Source organism: Bacteroides sp. (assembly GCF_052357945.1).
GTDB lineage: Bacteria > Bacteroidota > Bacteroidia > Bacteroidales > Bacteroidaceae > Bacteroides.
The window spans coordinates 1-13,953 of record NZ_DAWCXD010000128.1; the positions used below are offsets into that span (position 1 = coordinate 1).

Consider the following 13,953-nt stretch of genomic DNA (forward strand, 5'->3'; position numbering starts at 1 on the left):
CTAGACATATCCATATCAGTGAATACAGTTATCCTCTTCCGGATGAACGTATTGCAAAATTCCCGTTGCCTACCCGCGACCAGTCCAAACTCTTAATATATCGCCGTGGAGAAGTCAGTGAAGACATATTCACCTCCTTACCGGAGTATCTTCCACAAGGTAGTCTAATGATATTCAATAATACGAAAGTCATTCAGGCACGTCTTCATTTCCGGAAAGAAACAGGGGCACTGATTGAAGTATTCTGCCTTGAACCGATTCAGCCGAATGATTATGCATTGAACTTCCAACAGACAGAACATGCCGCTTGGCTTTGCATGATCGGCAACCTGAAAAAATGGAAAGACGGAGAGTTAAAGCGCGAAATGACCGTCAAAGGATTTCCGATCACATTGACTGCCGTCAGAGGAGAATGTAAAGGAACCAGTCATTGGGTAGATTTCTCATGGGATAATCCGGAAGTGACATTTGCCGATATTCTTGAAGTATTCGGAGAACTTCCTATTCCTCCTTACTTAAACCGGGATACGGAAGAAAGTGATAAGGAAACTTATCAGACCGTTTACTCTAAGATTAAAGGTTCGGTAGCTGCACCTACGGCCGGTTTACATTTCACTCCGCGAGTATTAGATGCACTGCAGGAGAAAGGTATCGATCTTGAAGAGTTAACATTACATGTAGGAGCCGGAACATTCAAACCTGTAAAAAGTGAAGAGATCGAAGGTCATGAGATGCACACAGAATATATATCGGTCAACCGGGGCACGATTAAGAAACTAATCGATCATGATGGCTGTGCCATTGCTGTAGGAACCACCTCTGTACGCACTCTCGAAAGCTTGTATCACATTGGAGTTATTTTATCAGATCATCCGGATGCTACGGAAGAAGAACTGCACGTCAAACAGTGGCAGCCCTATGAGAAATACGATCAGATCCCTCCGGTAGTTGCTCTCCAAAAGATATTGGGCTATCTTGATAGAAATGGACTCGAAGCTCTCCATACCAGTACACAAATTATCATAGCTCCTGGATATCAGTACAAGATAGTAAAAGCGATGGTTACTAACTTTCATCAGCCACAAAGTACTCTGTTGTTATTAGTTTCAGCTTTTGTTAAAGGAAACTGGCGTGCGATTTATGATTATGCTTTAGCACATGATTTCCGATTCTTAAGTTATGGAGATTCTTCCTTATTAATGCCATAAATATTCTGCATCCAAAGGAATTCAGTTCACCAAATAAAAAAGTACCATGCTAAGCGATAATAACCAAGAAATGTTCCCCGTCGTAGATGAGCAGGGGAATATCACCGGAGCGGCCACTCGTGGAGAATGTCATAGTGGCAGCAAACTACTTCACCCGGTAGTCCATCTTCATATTTTCAATACCCGTGGAGAGTTGTATCTGCAAAAACGTCCTGAATGGAAAGACATCCAACCGGGGAAATGGGATACAGCCGTAGGCGGACATATCGACTTGGGCGAAAGCGTAGAAATCGCTCTAAAGAGAGAAGTCCGTGAAGAATTAGGCATCACGGACTTTATTCCTGAACTACTTACTAATTATATTTTCGAGTCCGAACGTGAAAAAGAGCTTGTCTTTGTTCACAAGACTGTTTACGATGGAGAAATCCATCCCAGTGAAGAACTGGATGGAGGACGATTCTGGACCATTGAAGAAATAAAAGAAAACTTAGGAAAGGGGATCTTCACTCCCAATTTCGAAAGCGAATTGCAGAAAGTCTCTCTTATTCCTTCTCTATCCAAGTAACGATCTTTTCAGAGAACGGACTTTCTTTGGGAGAGGCAAAGCCCACCCAGTTTCCGTTCTCATCAATCATGAATTTCTGGAAATTCCACTGAACCGACGCATCTTCTTTACCATTCAGTTTCTTCTCTGTCAGCCATTGATAAAGGGGAGCAATTTCTTTCCCTTTGACGGAAATCTTAGCCATCATCGGGAAAGTCACATCGTAATTCAAAGAACAGAATTGAGCTATTTCCTCATTACTTCCAGGCTCCTGCCCCATAAAGTTATTTGCCGGGAAACCGATTATTACAAAGTCTTTATCTTTATATTTCTCATACAGTTTCTCCAGTTGAGCATACTGTGGCGTCAGTCCGCACTTAGAAGCCACGTTGACCACAAGCACTTTCTTACCTTTCAATGAAGAAAGAGGAAAGTCTTTGCCATCAATCGTTTTCACTGTAAAATCATAAAAAGACTTGTTCTGCGCTTCCAAAGAAACAGCAAACAACAGACTTACCATCATCAAGACGAATGTTTTCATGGTGAATATACATTTAGTTTGTTTCTATAATAAACGAACCAATGTGAAGAAATGTTCTGTTATTCTATGATAGCTGCAAAACCTCCGTTTCTGACCATCTTCACGGTCAACTGTTCTCCGGCTTTCACCTGCGACGACTTACAACGATAATCCATCGCCTGACGTCCTGCATTGATACCATCTTCAAAAGATGTCATCTGATAAGAACGATCTTTATTCAGAAAATCCAGTTTGATAGTAAATTCACGTTCCCTTTCACCATTGTTGGTCATTCCTCCTATGAACCACTTATCACCTTTGCGTTTCGCCACAATTACATATTCACCCGCTTTAGCTTCCAATGCCACTGTCTCATCCCAAGTTACAGGAACTTGTGTGATGAAGCGGGTACAATCTTCATTACGATAATAAAGAGTCGGATTATCCGCCAACATCTGTAGACCGCTTTCGAAAACCACAAATAATGCCAGCTGATAAGCCCGTGTTCCGATACTGGCAGAATTCGGACGTTCTGATCTATACACATTAGGTTGCATACTAATCATTGCTCCGGGAGTATAATCCATCGGTCCAACAGCATTACGCATAAACGGTAAATACAGACTGTTATCCGGATAGCAACCTCCCATATTTTCCATACCTCGCACTCCTTCGTAAGAGAGCACATTCGGATATTTATATTCTAATCCGGCCGGTTTGAAAGAACCATGAAAATCGACAAATAAATTATGTTTAGCCGCTTCTCGGGCTACCCGTTCGTAATAGTTGACCATCCACTGGTCACTTCTATCCATAAAATCAATTTTAAGTCCTTTCACTCCCCATTCATTGAAAGTCTTGAACAGGTCAAAATTGTTTTCCACAGTCAACCATGTCAGCCAGAGCACAATCCCTACATTCTTTTCTTTGCCATAACGAATTAGTTCATGCAAATTAACTTTGGGGTTCGGTGTGTAAGGGTCACGAGTACTTTTGGCCCAACCTTCGTCCATAATAATATAAGGAATGCCGAATTTGGAAGCAAAGTCGATATAATACTTGTAAGTTTCCAGATTATAGCCGGAAACAAAATTCACATCGGGTCCGTAAGGAGAGGCATCGTTCCACCATTCCCAGCTTACCTGCCCCGGTTTTATCCATGAAACGTCCTGAAGTTGATTCTTTTCAGCAAGCCGATAAGTCATTGTGTTTTCAATCAACTGCTTATCATTCTTACTTATCACAAAGTAGCGCCAAGGATAATTTCTCGTTCCTTTTGTCTTGGCAATATAATCTGCTTCTTCAGTGATTTTCAGACTGCGGTCTCCATCTTCCGCAAAAGCAAGCGGAGTTTTAGGGAAAGTAGAAACTATTCCATTCGCACCTGTTCCTTTGAGAAACATACATGGATAATCGGTTAGGTCCGATTCACTGATTAATATCTTGTAGTCTTTTTTTGTATCGATCAAAGCCGGTAAAATAGCCATTTTATCTTCCGGCTTCCACGTATTACTCTGAATATGTGTATAAGGTTCTTCACAAGAAGTTTTGAAACCTCCCGGTTGTTGCAAATGAAGCAGATAATCCGATGGGAAGTTGATTGCAAATTCCTCACCCATCACTTCAACGTCCCCTTTTTGCGAAGTTATGAACCGATAAGCAATTCCATCATCAAAGGCACGGAACTCTACTGAATAGTCTTTGAAAGTCAGTAGCAATTGATTATAACGATTATTGACTTTCGAATATTTCAAAGGTACCACAGGAGTCAATTGTTCGTCGATACTCGTACGCTTCTGACGACGCAACTTAGGATTCTGCCCCAACACTTGATTCTTCAGAATCAACTGAAGAAAGTTGTCTTTCAACAATACTTCTCCATTATAATCTATATTATAATAGATTTTATCCGAGAGATTGAATGACACTTTTATTTCTCCATTAGGAGAAACTAACTCAAACTTGTTCTGGGCATGAAGTAGCGATACCAAACACAGGAACATTGATAGCAATAAATACTTTCTCATTTTTTTATTTTATGTTATACCATATTATCTGAAAGCCTTTATACAAAGATAAAGATTATGTTTAAAGTTCGTATTGAAACCTCATTGTTTTTCCTGGAAAAGATAACGATGGAGCCACCGCCTCATCCGATACCGCACGTTTATAATTCGGTTTACCGCTCATCACAAAACGTAACTTCACGCCATCACGTATATCTTCATATCTCAAATAAGATTTATCATACTTCTTACCATTGACATACAATTCCTTCACATACACATTCTTCGGTGACCAATTATCCGCTACCATTTCAATAGATTTTCCATTACTCATCCGAACCGTTATCGCTTCCACACAAGGAGAACCGACATTATACACATTACTCGATGGAGTAACCGGATAAAAACCGATACAGTTAAACATATACCAAGCCGACATCTGTCCGCAATCATCATTTCCGCTTAACGCATCCGGCGTATCTCCATAGAAACGGTCAACAATAGTACGAACCCATTTCTGACACTTCCAAGGTTCTTTCAGATAATTATAAAGATACGCTACATGATGGCAAGGTTCATTGCCATGCCAATAAGCACCAATGCGTCCCTGTATATCATGTGCACCCGGAATATCATCCGGCAATTCTACAGTGAACAATTCATCCAGTCGATTACGGAACCAAGCTTCACCAGCTTCATTCATATAACCTTGTACATCTTGAGGAACGTACCACGTATACTGAACTGTGAAACCTTCTGTTATATCTCCCCATCCATTCACAGAACCAGGTCCTTGATAAGCTACAGGAGTAAACGGTGTACGCCAGTTTCCCTTACTGTCCTTACCACGCATATACTTCGTTTCCGGGTCAATCAGAGTCTGATAAGAGAGTGCACGATTCAGGAAATAACGATAATCATCTTCTTTACCTAAAGCCTTAGCAGCCTGTGCTATGCAATAATCATCATAAGCATATTCCAACGTTTTCGACACCGATTCCGCCTCTTTATCAAAAGGGACATATCCCATGGCGCGATACTCCGGCAGACAGTCATAATTCGGATTCATCGCTGTGGTCTTCATGGCTTCGTACGCACGTTCGTAGTCGAAGCCTTTCACTCCTTTCACAATCATGTCTGCCAGTACGGAAACAGCATGATAACCAATCATACACCAGGTTTCATTTCCATAGAAAGACCAGATAGGAAGCATTTTCTCCACACTCTTGTCATAATGTGCCAGCATTGAATTGGCAATATTCGCATTCACTTCCTGCTGAACCAAATTGAACCAGGGATGCAGAGCACGATACGTATCCCAAAGAGAGAAGACCGTATAATTAGTAAAGCCCTCTGCTTTCTCTATATTCTTATCCAAGCCACGAAACTGACCGTCCGCATCCTGAAAGATGAACGGGTGCAAAGCAGCATGATAAGCTGACGTATAAAAAGTTCTTTTCGTTTTACGATCAGCGGTAAGCGTATATTTTCCCAGTTCCTTTTCCCAAAGAGCTTCCCCTTTCGCTTTCAAGTCATTAAAAGTCAGTCCGGCGAGCTCATTCATATTATTCTTTGCTCCATTGGTACTGACTGACGAAATAGCCGTTTTCACAATCACTTCCTCTCCGGCTTTCGTTTCGAAAGAAATACAAGCCATTAGATTCTTTCCCCAAGTCTCATAACTACTACGGAACCGGGAAGTATTGTAAATCACCGGTTTCTTATCCTGCATAAAACGCAGTCCGGTTAACTTCTTTGAGAAAGTAGCCGTAAAATAGACATGCCGTTCAGGTCCCCAACCTTTCACCAATTTATAACCGGTAATAGTGGAATCATTTTCCATCCGTAGATTCGCCCATTCACAAGATTGCCACAAAGTGTGGTTCATATCAATCATGATAAATGCTTTCTCCGACTGTGGATAAGTAAAACGAAACATCCCACTGCGCACTCCTGACGTCATTTCAGCTTTCACTCCACAATCCGTCAATTCCACAGCATAATAATTGGGAGAAGCCCATTCCTTCTCATGTGAATAGCGAGAACGATATCCCTTCTCCGGTTCCTCACGAGTACCCGGGTCCAGCTTCATTTCTCCAATTCCAGGAATGAACAGAAAGTCTCCCAAATCAGGTATGCCCGTCCCACTTAAGTGAGTCAGACTGAATCCCAGCAGAGTAGAATGATTATATTTGTAACCGGAGGCTGCGTCATAGTATTTACTATCTGTGTCCGGGCTCATCTGAATTCCTCCGAAAGGAATTTGTGCACCCGGATAAACATTCCCATAACCATCTGTCCCAACAAACGGATTCACATAATCAATCAGTTTCTCGGTTTGAGCCATGCCCGGCAAGACACTCACCAGACACGACCAAACCAAAAACAATCTCTTTTTACCAAATCTACAGATCATATTTATTCTTTATTGTGCTTGTATATCTCCCACAGCTACCTGATACTCGTGCCACAGTTCATCAATATTATATTCATTCCCTAAAATATGCTTGATCGCTCCGTCAAACGACCAGGGAATCACCTCTAACGTACTACGATTGAATTTACGCAAAAACTCCGGGTCTTTATTATCACGCAACCAAACGAAAAAATAACCCGCTGTACGATACCCGTCCATATAGTTCCCGCCTTTCGGACGTGCGTTAGGACCGTCAAAACCACCATTTGCCACACGCACCGCATCTGCCATACCCTCAATAAACGCCCAGAACACCCGATTAGTACCGTATGAGCCAACACCTTGCGGTTCCAACTGATAAGCATGTGTCAACTCATGCAAGAGTACTCCGCGAGTCTCAAAAAACAATTTTGCCGTATCATTGGCAGCAAATGACTTCTCAATATGCCGTGTGCTATAGAAAATTGTAACATCTCCATTACCACCACCTTTGGCAGAAACACCTTCAATGTCTTCCAACGTATAATGTATTTTATTTACCGTAGGAATACTATCCTCCGGAGAATTGTAAAGCGTAGCCAATACTTCACGCGCCTGGGCTTTGATATACGATTCCGCATCAGGGATAATCCGGTGATAAATATCCGAGCCCTTCGTTTCCGGTGCTTTATCCTCGAATAAAATGGTTCCTACATTATATTTCCCCCATGCATCAGGCGTTATTTTAGTGCGTTCTTTTGAGGTTGCTGAACAAGCCCCCATAGCTACCAACAGGCAGGCTACATAGATCAAATGTCTCTTTTTCATATCTTTACTCTATTATTTATTAATTCCATTAGTTAGTGAATATGGTTTATCTTCTGCCGATAAACCACGGCGCTTATTCGGTGATGCAGACATCTTAAACTCAAGTACCCCGCCTTTCAGTATATCTTCATGCGTGAGGTACATCTTATCATAGATTTTTCCATTCAGTTTCAACGACTGTACATAACGTTTCTTATCGCTGACACCGGGAGCCTTAATCTCCAACGTATTTCCATTGGGAAGCTTCAACTTCAGATAAGGCAGATACGGCGCTCCCAATACATATTGATCCGTTCCCGGACAAACCGGATAGAACCCCATCACCGAGAAAAGATACCATGCAGACATCTGTCCGCAATCGTCATTACCACCCAAACCGTTGATATCGTTCTTATACATTTTATTCAGGATTTCACGCAGCCAGTACTGTGTCTTCCACGGTTCGGAGGTCCAGGCATAGAGATAAGGGACATGATGACTCGGTTCATTGCCATGCACATACCCGCCAACCAGACATTCTGCCGTAATATCCTCATTATGCTCGTAATATTTCTCCGGCAAATGCATGGAGAACAGTTTATCCAGTTTATCGACGAAGGCCCTTTCTCCTCCCATCAAGTCCATCATCCCAAATACGTCATGCGGCACGTGGAAAGAGAAGTTCCAGGAATTTCCCTCAATAAAGCCCTCACCATAGGTTTGCAATTCATCGAAATCTTTCTTGAATGAACCGTCGCTATAACGGGGACGGGCAAAACCAATTGTAGTATCATAGATATTACGGTAATTCAAGGCACGCTTCCGATAGGTTTCCGCAATATCCTTTTTACCGGATTTCAAGGCAGTCTGATAGATGGTCCAGTCATCGTAAGCATATTCCAATGTGGAGGAAGCGGCTGTACCGCTCTTATCCAATGGGATATAACCCAGCTTCATGTAATCTGCTACTCCTTCATAATAAGGTACGGTAGAAGTGCTTACCATGGCAGCCAAAGCCTCATCAACATTGGAGAAGACTCCTTTAGTAATGGCATCCGCCAACACTGATACGGCATGATATCCGCTCATACACCAGTTCTCATTCCCCATCATACTCCAGACAGGCAGCATTCCGTGCACACTCTGCTGCTCATGCTTTATCATTGACTCCACCATGTCCGAATTTCGTTCAGGTTTTACCAAATTCAGAAACGGATGTTCTGCACGGTATGTATCCCAGAGCGAGAATATGGTATGATTGGTGAAGCCTTTCGCCTGATGAATATTATGATCCAGACCACGATAAGATCCATCCACATCCATATAGACAGACGGATTAATCATCGTATGATAAAGTGAAGTGTAAAGCATTGCTTTCTGATCGGCAGTTCCTTCCACTTCAAAATGGTCCAGTTCATTATTCCAGTCTGTACGGGCTGCTTCAGCCAGCTGTTCAAAGCTCTTTCCGGAAGCTTCGGCGCGCAGATTTTTAACAGCTCCCTCGGTGCTGACAGCAGAAAGTGCTACTTTTACCACCAGTTCCGGTTCTTGAGCTGTATCGAAATTAAAATAGGCTACAATCTTACGTCCCGTAATCTCCGGGAAGTTCTTGTCCATATTGAAGCGACGCCAGAAGCCATTGTAAAGCACCTTTTCTTTATCCTTATAGCCATAGTCTCTGATAGGTTGCGACAAAGAAATAGCGAAATAAGTATAGTTGGTTCTCGCCCATCCGTTTGTGATGCGATAGCCTGTCAATAACGTATCATTCTCTACCCGCAAGTTGGCCCAGAGCACTTTGCCGTCATAGTTGTATATACCATGAACCAGGTCAAGGATAAGATGACCGTCTTTGCCTTTAGGGAAAGTGTACTTATGGACTCCTACCCGTTGCGTAGCAGTCAACTGTGCCTTTATGCCATAATCATCGAGCATCACTTCATAATATCCGGGAGTAGACTTTTCCGTAGCATGGCTGAAACGGGAACGGTAGCCCTCATCCGGATGATCCGCCCTGCCACAATTGAGCTTCAATTCTCCTACGGCAGGCATCAACAGGATATCACCTAAATCCGAATGACCCGTTCCGCTAAGATGCGTATGGCTGAAGCCGACAATCGTCTTGTCCCGATACTGATAACCAGCGCAATATTCATAAGCGTTCTTCTGATAAGCCCCATTTATGTTATGTGGAATTGTGTCTGTGTCCGGACTTAGTTGCACCCACCCGAAAGGTGTGCAGGCACCAGGAAAAGTATGTCCCATACCATTCGTTCCGATGATCGGATTCACATAATCTACCGGCTGTTGAGCCATGGCGAACGACATTGCAATCGCCGCCACAGCTATTATCCCTATTTTCTTCTTTATACCGTACATATCTATTTACTTTTTGTCGAGAGAGAAAGAGTATGGATAATCAGATTCATTCACACCTCTTCCCTTATTTGGTTTATTATCCATTTCGAACAACAGGCGCCCGCCTTTCAATAAATCAAAATGATTCAGATAATTCTTCGTATAGTTCTTTCCATTATAGTTCAATGAACGGATATAACGGTTCTCATCACTATTCTTAGGAGCAGAAATTTCAAGCTTCCTGCCATTCTCCAGGGTAATGGTTGCTTTCTTGAAATAAGGAGCTCCCATCACATATTCATTGCTACCCGGACATACCGGATAGAAACCCAAGGCCGTAAATACATACCAGGCGGAAGTCTGGCCGTTATCCTCGTCACCACAATATCCATCCGGAGTGGCAAAGTACAACCGGGTCATTACCTCACGCAGCCAGTATTGTGCTTTCCAGGGTTCGCCGGCATAATTATACAGGTAAATCATGTGCTGGATCGGTTGATTGCCATGTGCATAATTGCCCATATCAGCTATTTCCATCTCCCGGATTTCATGGATCACTCCACCGTAATAACTATCATCAAATACCGGAGGAAGATTGAATACCGAATCGAGCATGCTCACAAACATTTTCTTACCGCCCATCAGATCAATAAGTCCCTGCGGATCGTGGAAGACAGACCAGGTATAATGCCAGCTGTTTCCTTCGGTAAAGGCATCTCCCCACTTAAACGGATTGAAAGGTGTCTGGAAAGTTCCGTCGGAATTTTTGCCACGCATCAGTTTCGTTTCCGGATCAAACAGGTTACGGTAGTTCTGACTTCTCTTCTTATAAAGTTCCAGTTCTTCTGCGGGGCGTCCCAACTTCTCACCCATACGGTAGATGCACCAGTCATCGTATGCATACTCCAATGTGCGGGCGGCACTCTCATTGATTTTCACATCATAAGGCACATATCCCAGTTTATTGTAATACTCATATCCGCGACGTCCGGTAGTCGAAACTCGCGGGTGCACACTATTGGCACCTTTCAATAGTCCTTCATACATTTTTTCGGCATCCGCTTTAGTGACATTCTTCATAAAAGCATCCGCTACTACAGAAGCAGAATTATTGCCAACCATACAGCCTCTATGTCCCGGACTTGCCCATTCGGGAAAGAAGCCACTTTCAAGATAGGTATTGAGTAATCCCTCCTGCATTTTCTCGCCCATGGAAGGATACACCAGATTGACAAACGGGAACAGGCAACGGAAGGTATCCCAGAATCCGGTATCGGTAAACATATAGCCCGGGCGGATTTCACCATTGTAAGGGCTGTAATGTACTGTTTCTCCCTTGGCATTCACCTCATGGAACATACGGGGGAAAAGTACGGAACGATACAGGCAGGAATAGAATGTACGCATACGGTTCTCATCATTATCCTCTATTCTGATACGTCCCAGTACGTCGTTCCAAGCCTTACGCCCCACTTCTTTAGTCTGTTCAAATGTCTTTTTACCGATCTCTTTCAGGTTAAGTTCCGCCTGTTCCGGGCTTATAAAAGAAGAAGCTACTCTGGCATGTACCTGTTCGCCCTTCTTCGTTGCAAAACCGATAGCCGCTCCTACATGATTGGATTGTAATTCCAGGTGTTTTTCTACCAGATGGTAATCTGCCCATACTTTATTGAAGGTGAAAGGTTTATCGAACTCTATCACGAAATAGTTCTTAAAGTTTTGGGGTACCCCTCCACTGTTGCGTGTTGTATATCCGATGATCTTATTTTCTTCGGGAATCACTTTGACATAGGAGCCACGATCAAAAGCATCTATGACCACATAAGCATCTTTCGTTTCGGGAAAAGTAAAACGGAAATAAGCACAACGTTCGGTCGGAGCAATTTCCGTTGTCAGATTATATTCTGACAGATAAACACTGTAATAATAAGGAGTTGCCTTCTCTGCTTTATGAGAGAACCAAGAGGCGCGCTGTTCCTGGTCTATTTTTAATTGCCCGGTCATCGGCATAATTGAAAACTGGCCGTAATCATTGATCCAGGGACTGGGCTGGTGGGTTTGCTTGAAGCCACGGATTTTATCCGAAGCGTAGGTATAGGCCCAGCCATCACCCATCTTGCCGGTCTGCGGCATCCAGAAATTCATACCCCACGGCAATGCGATGGCGGGATAGGTATTTCCATTGGACAACGAGATTTTAGAGTCGGTTCCCATCAAGGGATTGACGTAGTCCACAGGTTCTTTTTGGGCAAAAAGAAAAGAAGTACCCAGTAATAGGGCAGTTCCAAGAGACAATAGGTTCTTTTTATTCATGGTTTGCGAATTAAGCTATTATAATTAGTTGAATATATTTATTTCGTCGTTTCTGCCAGCAAAGTTAGGTATTCTTTAGCCAAAACTATCATGATAAAATGATTTGTCGAGAACAGAAAGCACAAGCAAGAAAGAAAAGTTGTACTTCTTACTTTCTTGCTTGATTCAAAAAATAGTTATTTCACTTTATATCTTCATTCTAAACCATTCATCAGAAACCGGACTAATTACATAAAAATATGAATCAGAATCTTCGTACATCCAAACACCCTTATCCGAAAAACAGAAATCCAAGAAAGCACTATAGATCGGGATTGATCGTACAACTTCTGCATCATCACCATAACTTCCAAGAATATAATTAATTCCCGTATTTTCAAGATAAACACAACCGGTTGCATCATTGGCTGTAGCATTTATCACAAAACCTACATAATGCCATTTACCAGCACCTGTCTCACCCGGGCAAACTATAATATTCCTTGGAGAGCGGTCGTCAAACTCTATTTGCGTAAGCAATCCAGTCAATTTATCACAAATATTATTTCTATCGACAATATGTGTTTTCCAAGAACTTGTATATGTTTTCAGCATATCAGAGCTTTTATTCAAATCCACCTTAAAGGCTGGATTATCCGTGCTCAAATCTCCTGTATCATATTTATAATAAAGTGCTCCAACAGCCACACCATTCACAGTTAAACCATCAATACTTAATATAGCTTTCTCATCATTGGTAGTATTAATTGTCATAGCATATTCTGTATGCTTCAATATTTTGCCATCCAGCAATGAGATTTTAATCTTCCAATTGTCATTTTCATCACAAGACATCGCATAATGTGCTGCAAACTGATTGGTTGACGCATTACGAAGTAATCCATTACTCAAATCCGTCTTAAGTATTTCCATGGATTGAGCTTTATTGTAAGCAATAATAGCCAACCGTTTTCTCTCCTTGGCTTGTTGCAGATCCGCAGTAGTTACCGAATTCAGAATCATCATTTTACCATTCGCTTGTCCCGTTGCAGTAATCTGAGAATCTGAATATCCCGTAATGACAAATGTGTTTTCCTGATTTTCTCCTAAATATTGCAACATACCTCCATTCTGCAACGTAAGTAAAACAACCTTTTCACCTTCAAAATCCAAAGAATAATCAGTTTCAACTGCATTCTTCAGCAAACTTTCATCTGAATCCGAAGTCACTGCTCCGTCCTCACTAAATTGGAAATAGAAAGTAACTCCTTCATAAGCCATTTTCCATCCTCCTGCTGTACATAACAAATCTTTCACTTCCGAAGGACGCAGGCGGTCTTCACTCATATTACCTTCATTCTCCCAGTCTTTCCAAGGTTCCGTCATGCCGCAACTATAAAGAGCAAAGCAGCACAACGACAACATTATATAAGTCAATTTCTTCATGATATTCTTCTTTTAAGATTTGAAATTAAAAATTAGGGATATATCCTCCCAAGTCCGGTCCCACCCCATAGTTTTTGGCTGCTCCCGGGGCACAAATACGTAAGTCAATCATCGGCGGAATCCGGTTGTCATTTTTCACTTTCATCACACCGTCAGTAGTGCCTCCCCAAGGATTACGCATCTTGAATAGATGAGAGTCATCGTCCGGTAAAATAAAGGTAAACGCATGTCCACTAGTCGTCTGCCAGTTTTCATCCACTTGTTCACCACTTCTTGTAAAACCACCAATAACCAATCGACCTTGTTTAAGCGACACCTCTACAGCACATTGAAATTCTTCAGAAATTAATGCACCTGCAACAAAACCTACACTATCT

General features: G+C 42.2%; 9 protein-coding genes and 1 pseudogene. 2 read left to right on the plus strand and 8 right to left on the minus strand.

Annotated elements, in window-relative coordinates; all coding sequences use genetic code 11:
- Positions 1-1,208, plus strand: a 1,208-nt coding sequence (locus ACT8YW_RS18000; protein ID WP_444106565.1) for an S-adenosylmethionine:tRNA ribosyltransferase-isomerase, incomplete at its 5' end; no start/stop codon positions are given.
- Between the two features lie 46 nt (positions 1,209-1,254).
- Complete coding sequence (locus ACT8YW_RS18005) at positions 1,255-1,773, plus strand: NUDIX hydrolase (protein ID WP_009000325.1); 519 nt, start codon at positions 1,255-1,257, stop codon at positions 1,771-1,773.
- Here ACT8YW_RS18005 and ACT8YW_RS18010 read toward each other — a convergent pair.
- The 8 genes and pseudogenes from ACT8YW_RS18010 to ACT8YW_RS18045 all read right to left on the minus strand — a co-directional run.
- Positions 1,751-2,293: a glutathione peroxidase gene (locus tag ACT8YW_RS18010; protein WP_009000324.1), complete on the minus strand. Its 543-nt coding sequence runs from the start codon at positions 2,291-2,293 to the stop codon at positions 1,751-1,753. The two genes, ACT8YW_RS18005 and ACT8YW_RS18010, sit on opposite strands and share 23 nt — an antisense overlap.
- Positions 2,294-2,352: 59 nt before the next feature.
- On the minus strand, positions 2,353-4,299 hold the full coding sequence (locus ACT8YW_RS18015) for a glycoside hydrolase family 97 protein (protein ID WP_009000323.1): 1,947 nt from the start codon (positions 4,297-4,299) through the stop codon (positions 2,353-2,355).
- A gap of 61 nt (positions 4,300-4,360) precedes the next feature.
- Positions 4,361-6,694 carry a GH92 family glycosyl hydrolase gene (locus ACT8YW_RS18020; protein ID WP_444106568.1) on the minus strand — a complete coding sequence of 778 codons (2,334 nt, stop codon included), beginning with the start codon at positions 6,692-6,694 and terminating at the stop codon, positions 4,361-4,363.
- 9 nt (positions 6,695-6,703) lie between these two features.
- Positions 6,704-7,501, minus strand: coding sequence for a basic secretory family protein (locus tag ACT8YW_RS18025; protein WP_444106570.1), 798 nt, complete (start codon positions 7,499-7,501; stop codon positions 6,704-6,706).
- A 12-nt stretch (positions 7,502-7,513) separates the two neighbouring features.
- Positions 7,514-9,859, minus strand: a complete 2,346-nt coding sequence (locus ACT8YW_RS18030) for a GH92 family glycosyl hydrolase (protein WP_444106571.1) — start codon at positions 9,857-9,859, stop codon at positions 7,514-7,516.
- 6 nt (positions 9,860-9,865) lie between these two features.
- A complete protein-coding gene (locus ACT8YW_RS18035; RefSeq protein WP_444106573.1) occupies positions 9,866-12,151 on the minus strand; it encodes a GH92 family glycosyl hydrolase in 2,286 nt (761 codons plus the stop codon).
- Between the two features lie 186 nt (positions 12,152-12,337).
- Complete coding sequence (locus tag ACT8YW_RS18040) at positions 12,338-13,576, minus strand: hypothetical protein (protein WP_444106575.1); 1,239 nt, start codon at positions 13,574-13,576, stop codon at positions 12,338-12,340.
- A 25-nt stretch (positions 13,577-13,601) separates the two neighbouring features.
- Positions 13,602-13,953 (minus strand): annotated as a pseudogene (locus ACT8YW_RS18045) (C2 family cysteine protease); the annotation flags it as partial.

What these genes read in the sequence shown, in the direction of transcription:
- ACT8YW_RS18005 (WP_009000325.1), top strand. Translation starts at nt 1,255, where the DNA reads ATGCTAAGCGATAATAACCAAGAAATGTTCCCCGTCGTAGATGAGCAG.
- ACT8YW_RS18010 (WP_009000324.1), bottom strand. Translation starts at nt 2,293, where the DNA reads ATGAAAACATTCGTCTTGATGATGGTAAGTCTGTTGTTTGCTGTTTCT.
- ACT8YW_RS18015 (WP_009000323.1), bottom strand. Translation starts at nt 4,299, where the DNA reads ATGAGAAAGTATTTATTGCTATCAATGTTCCTGTGTTTGGTATCGCTA.
- ACT8YW_RS18020 (WP_444106568.1), bottom strand. Translation starts at nt 6,694, where the DNA reads ATGATCTGTAGATTTGGTAAAAAGAGATTGTTTTTGGTTTGGTCGTGT.
- ACT8YW_RS18025 (WP_444106570.1), bottom strand. Translation starts at nt 7,501, where the DNA reads ATGAAAAAGAGACATTTGATCTATGTAGCCTGCCTGTTGGTAGCTATG.
- ACT8YW_RS18030 (WP_444106571.1), bottom strand. Translation starts at nt 9,859, where the DNA reads ATGTACGGTATAAAGAAGAAAATAGGGATAATAGCTGTGGCGGCGATT.
- ACT8YW_RS18035 (WP_444106573.1), bottom strand. Translation starts at nt 12,151, where the DNA reads ATGAATAAAAAGAACCTATTGTCTCTTGGAACTGCCCTATTACTGGGT.
- ACT8YW_RS18040 (WP_444106575.1), bottom strand. Translation starts at nt 13,576, where the DNA reads ATGAAGAAATTGACTTATATAATGTTGTCGTTGTGCTGCTTTGCTCTT.